Origin of the sequence: Actinocrinis sp., from assembly GCF_035650855.1 — a bacterium.
GTDB lineage: Bacteria > Actinomycetota > Actinomycetes > Streptomycetales > Catenulisporaceae > Actinocrinis.
The window spans coordinates 1-18877 of record NZ_DASRGV010000009.1 but is presented as its reverse complement, the minus strand read 5'-3'; the positions used below and the strand labels follow the sequence as shown (position 1 = coordinate 18877).

Below are 18877 nucleotides of genomic sequence, written 5' to 3'. Positions count from 1 at the left end.
AGCCCAGCGGCGAGGTGGACGAGGTCGAGGTCAAGGGCCTGTTCCAGGACGCCTTCGAAGCCCTGTGGCGCGGCGAGATCGAGAACGACGGCTTCAACTCGCTGGTCCTGCACTGCGGGCTGACCTACCAGCAGGCGATGATCCTCCGGGCGTACGCGATGTACCTGCGGCAGACCGGCATCGCGTTCAGCAAGCGGTTCATCGAGCAGGTGCTGCTGAACAACACCGGCATCACCCGGCTGCTGATCCGGCTCTGGCAGTCCCGGCTGGACCCGGCACTGGCCGGTGGCGAGGAGGAGCGCAGCCACGGCATCGCCGAGGAGATCGAGGGCCGGCTGGACGACGTCGCCGGGCTGAACGACGACCGCATCCTGCGCTCCTACCTGGCCATGATCCGCGCCACCCTCCGGACGAACTTCTACCGGCGCAGGCCGTACCTCTCGGTCAAGTTCGACCCGCAGGCCATCCCGGACCTGCCAGAGCCGCGGCCGCGGTACGAGATCTTCGTCTACTCGCCGAAGGTCGAGGGCGTGCACCTGCGGTTCGGCTCGGTCGCCCGCGGCGGCCTGCGCTGGTCGGACCGGCGCGAGGACTTCCGCACCGAGATCCTCGGCCTGGTCAAGGCGCAGATGGTGAAGAACGCGGTCATCGTGCCCGTCGGCGCCAAGGGCGGCTTCGTGGTCAAGACCCCGGTCGACCCGGCGGACCGCGACGCGTTCCTCGCCGAGGGCGTGGCCTGCTACAAGACGCTGATCAACGGCCTGCTGGACATCACCGACAACCTGGTGGACGGCAAGGTCGTGCCGCCGGTCGACGTTGTGCGCTTCGACGGCGACGACACCTACCTGGTCGTCGCGGCCGACAAGGGCACCGCGACTTTCTCGGACATCGCCAACGGCGTCGCCGCGGAGTGCGACGTGTGGGGGCCCGGCGCCAAGGGCTTCTGGCTCGGCGACGCCTTCGCCTCCGGCGGCTCGGTCGGCTACGACCACAAGGCGATGGGCATCACCGCGCGCGGCGCCTGGGAGTCGGTCAAGCGGCACTTCCGCGAGCTGGGCGTGGACACCCAGACCCAGGACTTCACGGTCGTCGGCATCGGCGACATGTCCGGGGACGTGTTCGGCAACGGGATGCTGCTGTCCGAGCACATCAAGCTGATCGCGGCCTTCGACCACCGGCACATCTTCGTCGACCCGACCCCGGACCCGGCCCGCTCCTATGCCGAGCGGCGCCGGCTGTTCGACCTGCCGCGCTCCTCGTGGGCGGACTATGACGCGAAGCTGATCTCGCCGGGCGGCGGGGTCTTCCCGCGCACCGCCAAGTCGATCCCGCTGACCCCGCAGATGCGCGCCGCGCTCGGCATCGCCGACTCGGTGACCCGCACCACCCCGGCCGACCTGATGCGCGCGATCCTGCTCGCGCCGGTGGACCTGTTCTGGAACGGCGGCATCGGCACGTACATCAAGGCGTCCACCGAGTCGAACGCGGACGTCGGCGACAAGGCCAACGACCCGATCCGGATCAACGGCGCCGACCTGCGCGCGAAGGTGGTCGGCGAGGGCGGCAACCTCGGCTGCACCCAGCTCGGCCGGATCGAGTTCGCGCTGCACGGCGCGGGCGGCGCCGGCGGCAAGATCTGCACCGACGCGATCGACAACTCGGCCGGCGTGGACACCTCGGACCACGAGGTCAACATCAAGATCCTGCTGGACCAGGCGGCCTCCGCCGGCGAGGTGGCCGCGGACGAGCGCGGCGGCCTGCTGGCCGAGATGACCGACGAGGTGGGTCGGCTGGTGCTGGCCGACAACTACGGCCAGAACGTGGCCCTCGCCTCGGCCATGGCGCAGGCGCCGTCGCTGCTCAACGTGCACGCGCGTTACCTGCGCAGGCTAGTCGCCGAGGGGCACCTTAACCGGGAGCTCGAGTTCCTGCCGGGAGAACGCACGATCAACGAGCGGAGGCAGAACGGCCTCGGGCTGACCCAGCCGGAGCTGTCCGTCCTGCTCGCCTACACGAAGATCACCCTCGAGGACGAGCTGCTCGCCTCCGACCTGCCGGACGACGCGTTCCTCAAGACGGACCTCTTCCACTACTTCCCCTCCGCGCTGCGCGACCGGTTCCGGGAGCGGATCGAGGCGCACCCGCTGCGCCGCGAGATCATCACCACCCAGGTCGTCAACAACCTGGTCAACAACGCCGGCACCAGCTTCGTGTTCCGCATGCGCGAGGAGACCGGGGCCTCCGCGGAGGAGATCGCCCGCGCCCACATCGTGGCCCGCGCGGTCTTCGACATGCACTCGTTCTGGGCGGCGGTCGACGGGCTGGACAACCGGGTCCCGGCGCAGGTCCAGGTCCGCATGCGGCTGGCCGCCCGGCGGCTGACCGAGCGCGGCGCCCGCTGGTTCCTGCTCAACCGCAGGCACCCGCTGGACATCGCGGCGCAGGTCGAGGCGTTCCGCTCCGGAGTGGCCGAGGTGGTCGCCCAGCTGCCCAAGCTGCTCAAGGGCGCGGACTTCGACCAGCTCGTCGCCGGCAAGCAGGAGCTGCTCGACGCCGGGGTCCCCGAGGACCTGGCCGCCCGCAGCGCCAGCTTCTCGGCGGCCTACTCGGCGCTGGACATCGTCGAGGTGGCCTGGGACAGCGGCCGCGCCCCGGTCGAGGTCGCGGAGTGCTACTTCGACATCGTCGACCGGCTGCGCATCGGCATCCTGCGCGACCGCATCAACGCGCTGCCGCGCGCCGACCGCTGGCAGGCGATGGCCCGCGCCGCGGTCCGCGAGGAGCTCTACAGCGCCCAAGCCGCCCTCACCTTCGAGGTCCTGGCCGCCGCTCCGGGCGAGACAGACCCGGACGCCCGCTTCGCCACCTGGGTCGCGAAGAACAAGGCGGCCGTGGACCGGGCCCAGGCGGTGCTCGAGGAGATCGGTACCGCAGACAGCTTCGACCTGGCGATCCTCTCGGTCGCCCTGCGCGTCCTACGCACGATGCTGCGCACGGGTTCGCTGGCGTAACGCACAGCCGCTACTCGGCGGGAGGCGCTTGGTGCGGCTCCCGCAGAGTCGGCTTTTCGGCCGGTCCGGTCAGCGGTCGGCGGAGCGCGGCGGCAGCGGGCAGCCGGTCACGGGTCGACGACTCGCCTGGTTAGCGGCTCGCCCGGTTAGCGGGTCGCGGCGCGGCGAACGGTCTCGACGAACAGCGCGAGGTCGGTGGGTCCACCGGGTTGCCCGGCAGGGGCCGCCTCCGCCGGGCGGCGCGGGACCGGCGAGCCCAGTTCGGTCCACGGCAGGCGGACGGCGGTCGCGCGGTTGGACGCGCTGGACGGCATACGGCCGCTGATGCGCGCGGCCTGGATCGGCAGCACGCGGCCATCCGGCAGGGCCAGGTGCGCGCGGCCGGGGGTGTCGGCCCGCACGGACACGGCGGCCGGGAGCGAGACCACCTTGCGGGACTCCTCCGCCGCGTGGGTGCGCAGTGCGATGCGGATCTGCGCCTCGTCACACAGGTCGCTGTTGAGCAGCCGGACCGCCTGGGCGTCTTCGAGCGTGACGCCGACGACGACGTGCACGTCGTGATCGCGGCCGTCGCGCGCGATGCCCGCCAGACCCTTGGCGAACCACGGGTGGGCCGCGGCGCGCTGGTCGAACCCGTCCACGACCACGAGCAAGCGCGGGTGCTGTGGGTCGGACGGGTCTTCGACAGTGCCGCGCAGCGCCGCGCTCGTGCGCCGCTCGATCTCGGCCTCCAACTGGTCAATCAATGCGCGCAACTCGTCAGATGAGGCATCCGGGGGCAGGTGGGTGTCCGTGTGCGGCAACGCTGCACAGTCCGCGAGCGAGGCGCCGTCACCGCCGGAGAGCAGCGAGATACGCAGGTATTGCGGCCGATTGACCGCGGCGAGCGCGCACGTGATCGAACGCAGCGTCTCGGAAACGCCCGAGCCTGACACGCCCGCGACCAGGATGTGCTGCCCCGTCAGATCGGTGCGCACCGGGCCGTGATCGTCCGCGCCGATGGTCAGCTCGCCGCAGGACGGCCGCAGCGACCAGCGCGCGCCCAGCTTGGCCGGGGTGAGCAGGTCCAGATCGAGCAGCGCCAGCAGCCGCGCCTCCTCAGGCAGTTGCGGCGCGCCAAAGCTGTCCGACTCCCGCAAGGGCGCCAGGGCACGTCCGAGCCGTTCCGCCCATTCGGCCGAAGCGAGGTCGGCGATGATGTTGTCGAGGGCGGGCGCCTCCGGGCGCTCCAGCCGGACCCGCGTGTGCACGTCTCCGCTCAGCGTCGCCATCGCGCCGGTCACATCAGGCAGCTGCACCGCGCGTGAGGCCAGGGTGATGGTGTAGATGCCGAACTCCGGACCTTCGGCGAGCAGCCGTTGCACGCCCGGCGCATCGATCAGCGACGGTGCCGGGTCCAGGACGAGCACGGTACGCCGCCCGGACCAGCGCTCGCCGATCCTGCCTGCCGACGCCGCGCCGCCGATGCCGTCGGCCGCTTCCGCCTCGCGCGCGTCGAGCTTCGCCAGCAGCTCCCCGATCCGGGCGCGCACCTGCGCCTGATCCACCCCGATCAGCGCGCGACAGTCCTGTCCTTCCTGCGGGATCAGGTGCGGAAGCCAGCGAGCCCACTGCCAGCGCCCCGGATCCGCGGCGGCCACCCCCTGGTCGCACAGCACCACCAGCTCAAGGTCCCGAGGCGGACAGCTCGCGGCCAACTGCGCCACCAGCGACCTGGCCAGCCGGGTCACCTGCGGCCGCGGGCCGACCAGGCCGAGCACGCCCACCGTCTCCAGATCCAAGGTGACCGGTGCGGCGGGCACCCGTGGGCGGAAGGTCTTCGGCCCGGAGCAGACGGTCACCCGCGACGTGATCCGCGCGGTGCCGAGCCGCAGATCCAGCAGGCCGGCCGACTCGGGGTCACGGGACCACAGTCCCGGCTCCGGCCGCAGCGCCGCGGTCAGCAGCGTGGCGAGGTCCGGATGCCGCTCTCGGCGCAGCCCTGCCTCGGCCGCGAGCGCTGAGGCGATCTGCGTCTCCGCGGCGGTCTTGGCCTGCTCGAACGCCGCTGCGGCCCGGCGGCGTGCGGCTGGCAGTCCGCGATTCGAGGGGCGGGGCGGTAGGTCGATACGTGGCGACGGCAGTGCCACGGGCGCACGTCGCTCGTTACGCACCCTCATGCGCCCTAGGCGGTCCGGCTCCGCGTCGGTCGAGCGATGCCCTATCCGCAGCACGATCGTCGTCTCGCCGAGGCGCACCAACGCATCGGGCAGCAGCAGCACCGACTCCGTACCGACCGGCGCGCCGTCCAGCGTCGTGCCGTTCGTTGAACCGGCGTCGCACAAGCGCACCCAGTCGGCCGTGACCAGCAGTTCGGCGTGCAGCCTGGACAGGTCCGGATCCTCGATGCGCACCTGCGCGTCCGCGCCGCGGCCGATCGCGATGCGGACCGGTTCCTCCCCCGGCGCTGGCGGCGCGATCAGGTGCACGCCTCCGGCGTCCGGTCCGCCGATGACGTGCAGCTCGAGCCCGTGGTGCAGGCTGAGCGAGCCGTGCAGCGCGGTCGGCGCTCCCGGTCCGCCGACCGTCAGCATCGCGCCGTCGAGCAGCGGGGGCAGGCCCAGCGCCGCCTCCTCAGGCACCAGCGCGCCGCCGGCGTAGAACCGGCCCTCCGGAACCCCGGCGAGCGTTCGCAGCGCCCCGGCCGCCGCGCTGAACGGCGTACCCGCCGCGGCCGTCACCGCGACATCCACGCAGTCCTGCTCCGCCTGGTCACGTGCCGTGTCACGGACCGAGGTGACGGAGAGTCTGATCTGCATGCGCGCTGCCTTTTCAGGACGGGAGACTGTCCACGGAAAAATCGGGGTCGGTCAATTCTCGCCGGGAGCCACGGTATCCGAGAACATAAGCTGGGAGTGCCGACGACGCAGCTGTAAGCAGTGGCAACGGGAGCACCAGCGAAAACGCCGCCGCGCCGAAAGGCGCCCCGTTGAACCGGCGCCGCGTGCTCCTGTAGCAGCTTGGGTACGAAACGGCTGGCCGCATCCACCGGTTGGGTCGACGGCACTAGGCTGCGTCTGCGCCGATCCGCATGCGCCGCGGCGGCGCCAGCCCGAGTCGACAAACTGGGGGAGAGGTTTCGTGGGTCAGCCTATCGGCAGCCGATACGAGCTGGATGAACAGTTGGGGCGCGGGGCCTTCGGGTCGGTGTGGCGGGGGCGCGTGCGGGACACCGGCGAGGCGATCGCCGTCAAGGTGCTGCTCGAAGAGCTCGCCGCCGACCCCGACGTGGTCACCAGGTTCCTGCGCGAGCGCACCGCGCTGGTCGGCCTGCGCCACCGCTCGCTGGTGGCCATTCGCGACCTGGTGGTCGAGGGGGACGTGCTGGCGCTGGTGATGCAGCTGGTCGAGGGGCCCGACCTGCGCGCCTACCTGCGCGGCCGCGGCACCCTCGGGCCAGAGGAGGCCGCGCTGCTGGTAGCCGACGTGGCCGACGCGCTGTCCGTCGCCCACGCCGCCAAGATCATCCACCGGGACGTGAAGCCCGCGAACGTGCTGCTCCAGCCGGAGGCCGGCGGGTTCCGGCCGCTGCTGACGGACTTCGGTATCGCCCGATTGGCTGACGCGCCGTCAGTCACTCGGACCAGTCAGGTCGTCGGCACGCCGTACTACCTGTCACCCGAAGTGATCTCGGGGCGTAAGGCCACCGGAGCGGTCGACGTCTACGCCGCCGGGATCATGTTCTACGAGCTGCTGACCGGCCACCCGCCGTTCCGCGGCCGCGACGCGATGGAGGTGTTCCGGGCGCACCAGACGGCCACGCCGCAGCGTCCGCCGGGCGTCTCCGACCGGCTGTGGGCCGTGGCGACCGCGGCGCTGGCGAAGGACCCGGACGCGCGGCCGCTGGCCGGGGAGCTGGCCTCACGGCTGCGTGCGGCCGTGCGAGTGAAGCAGGACGGCACGACCGTCCGGCTGCCGGTTAACCCGAGTGAGGGAACCGTCGTCCTGCCGGCGCTGCCCGCCGAGCAGAAGATCGCGGCCGGCGCCGGCGGCGGCGCGGCCGGTGTGGCCGCCGGGGCAGGCGCCGCGGCCCGCGCGCACGCCGCTCCGCACGCGGTTTGGCCCGCTCGGGTTGCGCAGGCCAACGGCTCGGCAGCGCCTCAGGCCGCCCAGCAGCAGAAGCCGAGCCAGCCGGAACCGCCAGCCGCGGCGCCCCAGGCACCGGCGGCACGAGCCGCTCAACAGGCACACAACGGCGCGCAGGTCATACCGATCAACCGCGCCGCCCAGATCACCCCGACGCCGACCGCCCCCACGACGCCGATCGCGCGCCCGTCTGCCAACCAGCCGACGACCGCGCTGCCGCCTGTTTCCCAGCGGTCCGCCGCTCAGGCCCAGAGCGCCCAGGCGCCCGCGTCGAGCACACCTGCTCCGGCACGCCCGTACCCGAGCCAGCCCCAGCAGCAGCCGAACCCGTATCCGATGGCGTACCAGCAGGCACCGCGTCCTCCGATACAGCAGCCACAGCGTCCGATACAACCGGCGCAGTACCGCCCGCAGCAGCCGCTGACGTACCAAGCGCCGCGCAGTAAGGCGCCCCGGCAGCCGCAGGCCTATTCTCCTAACGCACCCGCGAAGACGGCTGGCCTCAGCTGCCTGAGCAAGCTCGCAATCCTCGTCATCGTCCTCGCGGTCGCAGTCGCAGTCGGCGTCAGCGTCGGCAGGCAGCTGGCGAAGCATCACACGACTACCACTGGATTCCCGAGCAACCAGACCCCGGGTGGAAGCGTCTCCGTTTCGACGCATTCTCCTGTTGCGCTCACCGAGCGCCTGTTTCGATGAGGAATTCGCAGGTGGCTCCAGATGTCTTCGATCCCGTCGTGAACACCGCGGCCGATCCTGAAGAAGCGGGTGATCCCGGACCGGCGCAGGCGGCCGCGCCGCACGGCGGTAACGCGGCCCGGTTCACCCGAACCGCCTCCGCGTTGGCGCGCACGGCGTGGTTCGGCCCTGCGGTGATCACCGCGCTGCTGTGTACATGGCGCGCCTCGAGCATCGAGATCTGGCTCGACGAACTCACCTCGGTGAACGTCGCCAGCCGTAGCTGGTCGCAAATCCTGAACACGCTCACGCATGTCGATGCGGTGCACGGCGCGTACTACCTGTTCCTCCATCTCTGGATGGCGGTAGTCGGCACATCGCTGTTCGGGATGCGGCTGCCCGGCATCGCGGCGATGGTCGGTGCGGTGGTCTGCGTCGCGGCCACGGGGCAACGGCTATTCGGTAAGCGGGCGGGTTTCGCAGCCGGCATTTTCTTCGCGCTCACTCCGGCGATCGCGCGTTACGCGACAGAGCTGCGTTCGTATCCGTTCGTCACGCTTGCCGCGGCGCTGGCCTCGCTGCTGCTCGTGCGCGCGGTGGAACAGCCGAGTCGGCGCAGGTGGGCCGGATACACGGCGGCCCTTGTGATGGCCGGCCTGTTCAACCTGATCTCGCTCACGATCGTGATCGGCCACGCCGTCGGCCTCGCCGCGTATCTGTGGCGGAGCGAGGAGCGACCGTGGCTGACCGTGCGCCGCTTCGCCGGCAGCCTGGTCGTGGCGGGGGCGGGCGTGTTCCCGGTCGTCTACTACGGCGCGCGTGAGGGCAATCCGCAGCCACGGCCGACGCTGCACGATCTGTTCGCGATGGGTCCGGAGGCGGTCTGCTCCGTCCTGGGCGCCGGAGTGCTGCTCGCGTTCGGTGCGGCCGCGTGGGGAAACCCCCGTCTTCGCCAGGTCGCGCTGGCCAGTGCGACGGCCGCGCTGCCGCTCCCGTGCATCTGGCTGATCTCGCGCTACGTCGGTGACTCGTCGTTCTTCTACTTCGCCCGCTACCTGCTCTTCTGCGTGCCCGCGTGGGCGGTGCTGGCCGGGGCGGGCGCGACCGCCGGCCGCAGCCTGCGCGCCCTTCCCGCGATGCTGCTCGTCTTCGCGATCGCGGTCGTCCCAGGCCAGAACCAGGTGCACACCACCTACGCGCACAGCTGGTTCAACTACCCCGACCTCGCCTTCCCGCAGCGGGACTATCGGGGCGCCGCGCGGATCGTCCAGCACGCGTACCAGCGCGGCGACGCCGCCATCATCTACGGCATGACCGACATCGACGAGGGCGTCAACTTCTACCTGCCCGCGGACATGCAGCTGCGCAACCTGATGGTGGTCAACACGGCAGCGGAGATCAACAACATCGTCCCGCAGTTCTGCACCGACTTCGGCGCCTGCTTGAGCCGGCCGGCACCGCGGGCGTGGCTGATTGTGCCGGGGCACCCGGCCAAACCGTTCGGCGGCCTGCCTCCCGCGGAAGTCCGCGCGATCCAGAGCGACTACAGCGTCTCCTACGCCAAACAGGTGAGAGGCATGACCATCTCCTTGCTCGTGCATAAGTAGTTCTCCCGCACGGCCTCGGGAGCTCTCCGCGCGGTACGCGCTTCTCTGACGCGTCATCAGCCTTCCGCCGCCGGACTTGGGTAGCGCTTCGGCGCGTTAGTTGCCCAGCCTGCGTCCGGAAAGGCACAGTGTCGGTACGGCACGCCCGCGGACCTCTCACGGAGCAACGGTGACACGCAAGATCGGCAGCAGATACACCGTCACCAGGGTCATCGGCCGGGGTACCTGCGGCACGGTCTGGGAGGGCGCGGGGCCGGACGGGCCGGTCGCGGTGAAGCTGCTGCGCGAGGATCTGGCGGCGGATCAGACCCTGATCGCCCGCTTCGTGCAGGAACGCACAGTTCTCACCAGCCTGGTGCATCCGAACGTGGTCGCGGTGCGCGATCTCGTCGTGGACGGCACCGATCTCGCGCTCGTCATGGATCTGGTACGCGGCGCCGACCTGCGTGAACGACTCGACGCCGAGCGCGTGCTGGCTCCGGCCGCCGCGGTCGCGGTAGCCGCAGACGTGGCTGCCGGATTGGCCGCAGCGCACGCCCGAGGCGTCGTGCACCGCGATGTGAAGCCGGAGAACGTACTCATCGAGTCCTCGACCGGTACCGCGCGGCTCACCGACTTCGGTATCGCACGGCTCGTGGACGGTCCGCGCCGTACGCGCGCCACGCGCATCGTCGGCACGCCGGACTACCTGGCCCCTGAAGTCATCGAGGGCTGCCCTCCAGGACCACCGGTCGACGTATACGCGCTCGGCACGCTCATCTTCGAGCTGTTAACCGGATGGACCCCGTTCGGCGGCGGACACCCCGGCGCGGTGCTACGTAGGCACGTCACCGAGACGGTCCCGGACGTGCCCGGCATGCCGGTGCCGTTGGGCGAGTTGCTCGTCAGCTGCCTCTCGAAGGCCCCTGCCGCGCGGTTGACCGCGGCCGAGGTCGCTGGACGGCTGCGCGTGCTGGCGCCCGAACTCAGTGGGCTGCCGGCCCTCCGGGTGGCCGATCCGCGCGCCGTCGTCGACCCCGCGTCGCTCGCCGCCGGTCCCGGGCCGGCGGTCCCGATAAGCGTCGGCGCGGTGCCTCTGGTGACCGGCTCGTCCGATCGGACCGACGCTTCGCGGCAAACCCACGTCAACCTCATGCGGCCGATCCGCGAACCGCTCGGCCCGTCCGCTCCCGTGCCCGGCGCGGTGGCCAAGCCGCCGCGGCCGCGCGAGGCGGGCGACGTGCGCGACTTCGATACCCACAAATCCAGCTCACGGAGCGTCAGCTCACCCGGCGCCAGACCGCCTTCCCACGGCGCCGGCACCGAGGAGGCCGGCCGCCCGCGCAACTCGCGCGTACCGGCCGTCGCCGCGGTCATCGCCGCCGGTCTCGTGGCGACCGGGGGCTTCCTCTGGTGGAACGGGCACACCAACGACGCGAAGCAGCCGACCGGCGCGGCGAAGACCAACACAGCGACGAGCTTGAGCGGCAACGCTCCCGCGAGCCCGTCCGCGGCGAACACCATGGCTCGACCGATCGGGCCGCTTGGCCTGGTGCAGCTCGGCGAGGTCGCCGCGCCTCCGGTGAAGCCGATCGGCGCGGTGCGCTACCTCAACGCAGGCAACAGTGCGTACGTCGTCATGACCGGCACGGACGGCATCGTGCGGTACGCCACAGCGAACGCGGGTACGTCGCCGCGCTTCTCCTCCTGGCACTCCCTCCCTGGCTTGACGGCTGCCGCCGAACCGGGCGCCGTCGGCCGCGACTCCGGCCGCGTCGAGATCTACGCCGTCTCCGCAGACGGTCAGATGCATCGCATCGTCCTGACCAATGGGACCTGGTCGTCGTGGACCTCGCTCGCCGCCGCAGGAGTCGGCTCGACGCGCGTCGCTGGAGCCCCCGCCGCCGTCCCGCTGTCCGGAGACCACACCGAACTGCTCGTGGCCTCCCGCTCCGGCGCGCTGTTGGCAGCGAACGGCAGTGGCACCGCGGACGGTAGCTGGCAGCCCTGGCGGTTCGTCGGTAGTGCGGGTGCGATCAAACCCAACGTCGCGCTCGCGATCCGTGCGGACGGGACGATGGCGGCGTACGTGATCCGCGCTTCAGATCTTGCCGACCTAAGGCTGATCAACGACGGATCCTGGAGCTACACCTTTCCGACCGGTGCGGTAGGACAGCCTGAAGCCGGTTATGTCAGCAGCGGGAAGCCGTATCTGTTCATCCAGTCCGTCGCCGGTGACGTACAGGTCTACGAACCCACCGGGGCCAACCTGCACGGCTCGATGACGTGGTCGCCGATCGGGGTCACTTCGCAAAGCCCGGTCGGCGTGACTCCGGCCGCTGGGCTCGGTCTGGTCCTGGTGACCACGGCGGCTGACGGCACCGTGCACCTGTACCGCACCGGCGTCTGATCAGCAGTGGCTACGCATCGCGTCTAATAGCAGCGCCGGGTCGCGTACCCTTGATGGTTGTGGCCGTAGACGTACCTGAAGAACTGAAGAACCTGAAGTCGACCATGTCCTCGATCGAGGCCGTCGTCGACCTCGATGCGCTGCGTGGCGAGATCAAGCGGCTGAACGAGGAGGCCGCCGCGCCGGACCTGTGGGACGACCAGGCCAAGGCGCAGAAGGTGACCAGCCGGCTGTCCTACGTCCAGGGCGAGCTGAACCGGGTCGAGTCGCTGCGCCGCAGGCTGGACGACATCGAGGTGCTGGCCGAGCTGGCCGAGGCCGAGAACGACGCGGACACCCGCGCCGAGGTGGAGGCCGAACTGCCCCGGATCGCCGCGGCGATCAGCGAGCTCGAAGTGCGGACCCTGCTGTCCGGCGAGTACGACTCCCGTGAGGCGTTGGTCACCATCCGCTCCGAGGCCGGCGGCGTCGACGCGGCGGACTTCGCCGAGATGCTGATGCGCATGTACCTGCGTTACGCGGAGCGCCACGGTTACCCGACCGAGGTCTACGACACGTCTTACGCGGAAGAGGCAGGCATCAAGTCGGCGACGTTCGCGGTGAAGGCGCCGTACGCGTACGGGACGCTGTCCGTCGAGCAGGGCACGCACCGGCTGGTGCGCATCTCGCCCTTCGACAACCAGGGCCGCCGCCAGACCTCTTTCGCGGGCGTGGAAGTCGTGCCGGTCGTCGAGCAGACCGACCACATCGAGATCCCGGACGACGAGATCCGCGTCGACGTGTACCGCTCCTCCGGCCCTGGCGGCCAGGGCGTCAACACCACCGACTCCGCGGTCCGGCTGACCCACCTGCCGACCGGCATCGTCGTGTCCTGCCAGAACGAGCGCTCGCAGCTGCAGAACAAGGCCTCCGCGATGGCGGTGCTCCAAGCCAAGCTGCTGGACCGCAAGCGGCAGGAGGAGCAGGCGAAGATCGACGCGCTCAAGGGCGACTCGTCCGGTTCCTGGGGCAACCAGATGCGCTCGTACGTCCTGCATCCCTACCAGATGGTGAAGGATCTGCGGACCGAGTACGAGACCGGGAACACCGCGGCGGTCCTCGACGGCGAGATCGACGGCTTCATCGAGGCCGGCATCCGCTGGCGCCGCACGCGTTAAGGGGTCGTTCGGCCGAGATGAAGGCCGAGCGGAGCGAGGCGGAGGGCGCAGTATCGAGGCCGGCATCCGCTGGCGCCGCACGCGGTAGCCGCGGCCCGCCGCGCTCTCTGACGCCCTATCGGTTTCCGATCGACCGGTTTCCCGACGCCGCCGGCACTTCACGGCAACACGGCGCCGAATGTGACTCAGCTCACGCGAAACGGGCTTCCAGCGCCAGCGCACACACCAGCGCCGCGAGGATCGCCAAGATCAGCCACAGCGGCGCGTAGAAGCCGCCGCCCCCGCGTCCGTACTGGTCACGAGCGGCGCGGCAGACCGGGCAGCGCCCCTCGGACACCGGTCCGGAACAGTTGGCGCAGGCCAGGTCGTCGCGTCTCATCGAGTCCTCCTCATCACCGTTGAGAACGCCGCGCTGCGCCCGTTCGTTCCCTCCTACCCCTCGGGAGCCTCGTACACTCCTGTGGAGCTTCCCGCCGGAAGCCGCCGCCGGGTCTCCGGATCCGCGCGGCGTCCTTGCGCAACCGGCTCCCACGCCGCGCCCGCTATGTCTAGACTGCCGCCGGATGGTGATGCAACCGTGATTCGCTTTGAGAACGTCAGCAAGACGTATCCCAACCAGGCGCGCCCCGCGCTGCGGGAGATGTCCCTGGAGATCGAGCGCGGCGAGTTCGTCTTCGTCATCGGCTCCTCCGGCTCCGGCAAGTCCACCTTCATGCGGCTCATCCTGCGCGAGGAGAGGCCGAGCACCGGCCGCGTCGTGGTGGCGGGCAAGGACCTCAACAAGCTCTCCAACTGGAAGCTGCCGCACCACCGCCGGCTGATCGGCACCGTGTTCCAGGACTTCCGGCTGCTGCCGAACAAGACCGTGTACCAGAACGTCGCCTTCGCCTTGGAAGTGATCGGGCGGCCCAAGGGCCAGATCGTCAAGGTCGTGCCCGAGGTGCTGGAACTGGTCGGGCTGGCCGGCAAGGAGGAGCGGATGCCCAACGAGCTGTCCGGTGGCGAGCAGCAGCGCGTGGCGGTCGCCCGGGCCTTCGTGAACCGCCCGATGATCCTCATCGCCGACGAGCCGACCGGTAACCTCGACCCGGAAACCAGTGTCGGCATCATGAAGCTGCTGGACCGGATCAACCGCACCGGCACCACGGTCGTGATGGTGACGCACGACCAGGCGATCGTGAACCAGATGCGCAAGCGCGTGCTGGAACTCGACCAGGGCACGCTCGTACGCGACCAGGCCCGCGGCGTCTACGGCTACGTCCGTTAGAACGGCGGCGGCGTACCGCAGACCGAAGACCACAGCCACACGCTTCCGACTAGAGCTCCGGCAGGTAAACCCACCATGCGCGTCCAGTACGTACTACAGGAGATCGGCCAAGGGTTGCGTCGCAACCTCACGATGGTGATCGCGGTCATCGTCTCGACCGCGGTGGCCCTTGTCATGCTCGGATCCGGCCTGTTGATGTGGCAGCAGACCCTGCACATGCAGGACTACTGGTACGGCAAGGTCGAGGTCAGCGTCTTCATGTGCAACCAGGAGGAGGTCGGCAGGTACCCCAACTGCCAGACCGCGATCACCGATGCGCAGAAGCAGACGATCCACGACACCCTGGTCAGGACCCCGCACGTCCAGACGGTCACCTACGAGAACCAGCTGCAGGCCTTCCAGCACTACCAGCAGATGGAGGCCGGCTCCGCGCTGGCGCAGGACTCGACCGTCAACGACATGCAGGACTCCTTCCGGGTCAAGCTGGACAACCCTAACGACGCCCAGATCGTCGAGGGCGCGGTCAACGGGCTGCCCGGCGTGCAGTCGGTGCAGGACGAGCAGCAACTGCTCAAGCCGCTGTTCACCTTCATCCACATCGCCGAGTACACCGCGGTCAGCGTGGCCGCGATCATGCTGGTGCTGGCGTTCCTGCTGATCTTCAACACGGTGCGGCTCTCCGCGTTCAGCCGCCGCCGGGAGACGGGCATCATGCGTCTCGTCGGCGCGTCGAACTTCTACATCCAGATGCCGTTCCTGCTCGAGGGCGCGGTCGCGGGCCTGGCCGGCGGGGTCGTGGCCTCGGTGATCCTGGTCGGCGTCAAGGCGTTCTTCATCAACCACGTCGTCGCGCCGCACCTGACCTCGGTGCAGTTCATCGGCTGGTCGCCGTTCGCCTGGATCGTGCCCAGCCTGCTGATCGTCGGCGTGCTGATGTCGGTGCTCGCCTCGGCCTTCACGCTGCGAAAGTACTTGCGCGTCTGAGCGACAATAGAGCCCATGGTCAGGGAGCGCGGGCAGAAGACGATCGCCCAGAACAAGAAGGCACGGCACGACTACTTCATCGAGGACGTCTACGAGGCGGGCCTGGTGCTCACCGGCACCGAAGTGAAGTCGCTGCGTGAGGGCCGCGCGTCCCTGGTCGACGGCTTCGCCCAGATCCGCGACGCCGAGGTGTGGCTCTACAACGTGCACATCCCGGAGTACAACCAGGGCACCTGGAACAACCACGCCCCGCGCCGGATGCGCAAGCTGCTGCTGCACCGCCAGGAGATCCAGAAGCTGATCGGCAAGTCCAAGGAGTCGGGACTAACGCTCATCCCGCTCGCGTTGTACTTCAAGGACGGCAAGGCCAAGGTCGAGCTCGGCCTTGCCCGCGGCAAGAAGGACTACGACAAGCGCCAGACGCTGCTGGAGAAGCAGATGAAGCGCGAGGCGGAGCGGGACATCGCGGCGCACCGCCGCAGGTACCGCTAGCGGGCGCGGACGCACGGACGGGACGCCGGCTAGTCGGACGCGCGGGACGGCAGCCGGCGGTACGCACGGGATCGCGGCGCGGCCGGTGATCAACCGGTTTTACCGAGCCGCGCCCACCCGAGTATCCTGATCTGTGTAATAGAAGTACGCGGACACCCCGGTGTTCCGCTCCTGTTTGAGAACTGCACACACTGCTCACTGCCGCGCCGAACCTCCGCAGGAGGCGAAGCGCGTCCGTGCGTCACCGTGTGCGTTCTGCCACGGGGGTGAACGGTTTCGACATCGGACGTCGAAGCAGGGGAAGCGGGCCGAGGAAGCTGTGATGATCTCGTAAACCAACAACACAGCAAAAAAACAAATGCCAATCAGAAGATGGCTCGGGCGAACTTCGCCCTCGTTGCCTGATCTAGCGATCACGTAACGGGCGGATAGCCCTGTCGGTCCAGGATCGCCCCCGACCTGGAATCCGGCATCGCTAGGGGGCTCAACCTCAGGATCAGGTCACGGGAGACTGAGGGAAACTTACGTGGCTGGGCTCGTCGCGGACTCGTCTCAGGGATCCGCGGAGCCGAGAAAAGCGCACTGAGACTACGCCCGTAGAAGCCCTGTTCCCTCGCCGATGGACCCGGGTTCGATTCCCGGCACCTCCACCGACAAGGCCGGCTCTGCTTGCGCAAGCGCTCGCGGAGCCGGCCTTTGTGCGTTTGAGAACGACGCCCGGACCCCTGCCCGCCAGCCGCGGTCAGGCCCCGACGTAGGCCGCCAGGTGCTCGCCGGTGAGCGTCGAGCGCTTGGCGACGAGGTCGGCGGGCGTGCCTTCGAAGACGATCCGGCCGCCGTCATGGCCGGCGCCGGGGCCGAGGTCGATGATCCAGTCGGCGTGCGCCATGACCGCCTGGTGGTGCTCGATGACGATGACCGACTTCCCGGAGTCGACCAGCCGGTCGAGCAGGCCGAGCAGCTGCTCCACGTCGGCCAGGTGCAGGCCGGTGGTCGGCTCGTCGAGCACGTAGACGCCACCCTTCTCGGCCATGCGGGAGGCCAGCTTCAGCCGCTGCCGCTCGCCGCCGGACAGCGTGGTGAGCGGCTGGCCGAGGCTGAGGTATCCGAGCCCGACGTCGGCGAGCCGGTCGAGGATCGCGTGCGCGGCCGGGGTGCGGGCCTCGCCGCCGCCGAAGAACTCGCCGGCCTCGACCACGGACATCTCCAGCACCTCGGCGATGTTGCGGCCGCCGAGCGTGTACTCGAGCACCGACGCCTGGAACCGCTTGCCCTCGCAGTCCTCGCACGTCGTCGCGACCCCGGCCATCATCGCCAGGTCGGTGTAGACGACCCCGGCGCCGTTGCAGTTGGGGCACGCGCCCTCGGAGTTCGCGCTGAACAGCGCCGGCTTCACGCCGTTGGCCTTCGCGAAGGCGGTGCGGATCGGGTCGAGCAGGCTCGTGTACGTCGCCGGGTTGCTCCTGCGCGAACCCTTGATCGGGGCCTGATCCACCGACACGACCCCGTCCCGGCGCGACACCGAGCCGTCGATAAGCGAACTCTTTCCCGAACCGGCGACCCCGGTGACGACGACCAGCACGCCGAGCGGGATGTCGACGTCGATGTTCTGCAGGTTGTGGGCATTGGCGCCGCGGATCGCCAATGTCCCGGACGGCTTACGCACGGTCGATTTCAGGCGCGCGCGGTCATCGAGGTGCCGGCCGGTGAGCGTGCCGCTGGCGCGCAGCCCGGCCACGGTGCCCTCGAAGCAGACCGTGCCGCCCGCCGTGCCGGCCCCGGGACCGAGGTCGACGACATGGTCGGCGATCGCGATCGCCTCCGGCTTGTGCTCGACGACCAGCACCGTGTTGCCCTTGTCGCGCAGCCGCAGCAGCAACTCGTTCATCCGCTGGATGTCGTGCGGATGCAGCCCGACGGTCGGCTCATCGAAGACGTACGTGATGTCGGTCAGCGCCGAGCCGAGGTGACGGATCATCTTGACGCGCTGTGCCTCGCCGCCGGAGAGCGTGCCCGAGGACCGGTCAAGCGAGAGGTAGCCGAGCCCGATCTCCACGAACGAGTCGAGCGTCTGGCCCAGCGAGGCGAGCAGCGGCGCGACGGACGGCTCGTCAAGCCCGCGCACCCACTCGGCCAGGTCGCTGATCTGCATCGCGCAGGCATCGGCGATGCTCACCCCGTCGATCTTCGAGGACCGGGCCGCCTCGCTCAGCCGGGTGCCGCCGCAGTCGGGGCAGGAGGTGAAGGTGACCGCGCGTTCCACGAAGGCCCGGATGTGCGACTGCATCGACTCCTTGTCCTTGGAGAGCATCGACTTCTGGATCCGCGGCACCAGACCCTCGTAGGTCATGTTGATGCCCGCGATCTTCATCCGGGTCGGCTCGCGATAGAGGAAGTCGTCCAGTTCCTTCTTGGTGAACTCGCGGATCGGCTTGTCCGGGTCGAAGAAGCCCGACTCCGCGTACAGCCGGGTGTTCCAGCCGCCGCCGGTGTAGCCCGGGGCGGTGATCGCGCCCTCGTGCAGCGACTTGCTCTCGTCGAAAAGCTGGGTCAGGTCGATGTCGGTGACCGTGCCCCGGCCCTCGCAACGCGGGCACATGCCACCGGTGATGCTGAAGGAACGCCGCTCCTTGACGGTCTTCCCGGCGCGCTCAAGGGTGACCGCGCCCGCACCGCTGATCGAGGCGATATTGAACGAGTACGCCTTGGGCGAGCCGATGTGCGGCTTACCGAGCCGGCTGAACAGGATCCGCAGCATCGCGTTGGCGTCGGTGGCGGTCCCGACCGTCGAGCGCACGTCCCCGCCCATGCGCTGCTGGTCGACGATGATCGCGGTGGTCAGCCCTTCGAGGACGTCCACCTCTGGCCGAGCCAGCGTCGGCATGAAGCCCTGGATGAACGCGCTGTAGGTCTCGTTGATCAGCCGCTGCGACTCCGCGGCGATCGTGTCGAACACCAGCGAGCTCTTGCCCGAACCGGAGACCCCGGTGAACACGGTCAGTCGGCGCTTGGGGATCTCGACGCTGACGTCCTTGAGGTTGTTCTCGCGCGCGCCGTGCACGCGGATCACCTCGTGATGGTCTCGTGGGGATCGCGTGGAGCTCTTCGTCTTCGCCGTTGGGCTCATCGGACGGTCAGGGACGCTCCTGGATGCGAATCATGTTGCCGGC

General features: G+C 69.8%; 11 protein-coding genes and 1 other RNA gene. 9 read left to right on the top strand and 3 right to left on the bottom strand.

The window, feature by feature from the left end; all coding sequences use genetic code 11:
- A partial coding sequence (locus VFB40_RS00885; protein ID WP_324847303.1) for an NAD-glutamate dehydrogenase occupies positions 1 to 3011 on the top strand: 3011 nt, incomplete at its 5' end.
- A 146-nt stretch (positions 3012 to 3157) separates the two neighbouring features.
- Here the strand turns inward: VFB40_RS00885 and VFB40_RS00880 are convergent.
- Positions 3158 to 5809, bottom strand: a complete 2652-nt coding sequence (locus VFB40_RS00880; protein WP_324847302.1) for an FHA domain-containing protein — start codon at positions 5807 to 5809, stop codon at positions 3158 to 3160.
- A 322-nt stretch (positions 5810 to 6131) separates the two neighbouring features.
- On the opposite strand from VFB40_RS00880, the gene VFB40_RS00875 reads away from it, so the two are divergent.
- The 4 genes from VFB40_RS00875 (at position 6132) to prfB (ending at position 12964) form a co-directional block, all read left to right on the top strand.
- On the top strand, positions 6132 to 7832 hold the full coding sequence (locus tag VFB40_RS00875) for a serine/threonine-protein kinase (RefSeq protein WP_324847301.1): 1701 nt from the start codon (positions 6132 to 6134) through the stop codon (positions 7830 to 7832).
- An 11-nt stretch (positions 7833 to 7843) separates the two neighbouring features.
- A complete protein-coding gene (locus VFB40_RS00870; protein WP_324847300.1) occupies positions 7844 to 9418 on the top strand; it encodes a glycosyltransferase family 39 protein in 1575 nt (524 codons plus the stop codon).
- A 169-nt stretch (positions 9419 to 9587) separates the two neighbouring features.
- Entirely contained in the window at positions 9588 to 11807 is a 2220-nt protein-coding gene (locus tag VFB40_RS28725; RefSeq protein WP_324847299.1) for a protein kinase domain-containing protein, read from the top strand.
- A 53-nt stretch (positions 11808 to 11860) separates the two neighbouring features.
- Positions 11861 to 12964, top strand: coding sequence for a peptide chain release factor 2 (prfB, locus tag VFB40_RS00860; RefSeq protein WP_349261290.1), 1104 nt, complete (start codon positions 11861 to 11863; stop codon positions 12962 to 12964).
- A 190-nt stretch (positions 12965 to 13154) separates the two neighbouring features.
- On the opposite strand, the gene VFB40_RS00855 is transcribed toward prfB, so the two are convergent.
- Positions 13155 to 13343 carry a hypothetical protein gene (locus VFB40_RS00855; RefSeq protein ID WP_324847298.1) on the bottom strand — a complete coding sequence of 63 codons (189 nt, stop codon included), beginning with the start codon at positions 13341 to 13343 and terminating at the stop codon, positions 13155 to 13157.
- A 198-nt stretch (positions 13344 to 13541) separates the two neighbouring features.
- Between VFB40_RS00855 and ftsE the strand changes: the two genes are divergently transcribed.
- From ftsE to ssrA, 4 genes are all read left to right on the top strand, one after another.
- Complete coding sequence (ftsE, locus tag VFB40_RS00850) at positions 13542 to 14231, top strand: cell division ATP-binding protein FtsE (RefSeq protein WP_324847297.1); 690 nt, start codon at positions 13542 to 13544, stop codon at positions 14229 to 14231.
- Between the two features lie 75 nt (positions 14232 to 14306).
- Positions 14307 to 15215 (top strand): permease-like cell division protein FtsX, encoded by a 909-nt coding sequence (ftsX, locus tag VFB40_RS00845; RefSeq protein ID WP_324847296.1) that lies wholly within the window; start codon positions 14307 to 14309, stop codon positions 15213 to 15215.
- Between the two features lie 15 nt (positions 15216 to 15230).
- Positions 15231 to 15707: an SsrA-binding protein SmpB gene (smpB, locus tag VFB40_RS00840; protein ID WP_324839943.1), complete on the top strand. Its 477-nt coding sequence runs from the start codon at positions 15231 to 15233 to the stop codon at positions 15705 to 15707.
- Between the two features lie 262 nt (positions 15708 to 15969).
- Positions 15970 to 16360: a transfer-messenger RNA gene (gene ssrA / locus VFB40_RS00835) on the top strand.
- Between the two features lie 89 nt (positions 16361 to 16449).
- Here the strand turns inward: ssrA and VFB40_RS00830 are convergent.
- Entirely contained in the window at positions 16450 to 18834 is a 2385-nt protein-coding gene (locus tag VFB40_RS00830) for an ATP-binding cassette domain-containing protein (RefSeq protein ID WP_349261289.1), read from the bottom strand.
- Between the last annotated feature and the right edge of the window lie 43 nt (positions 18835 to 18877).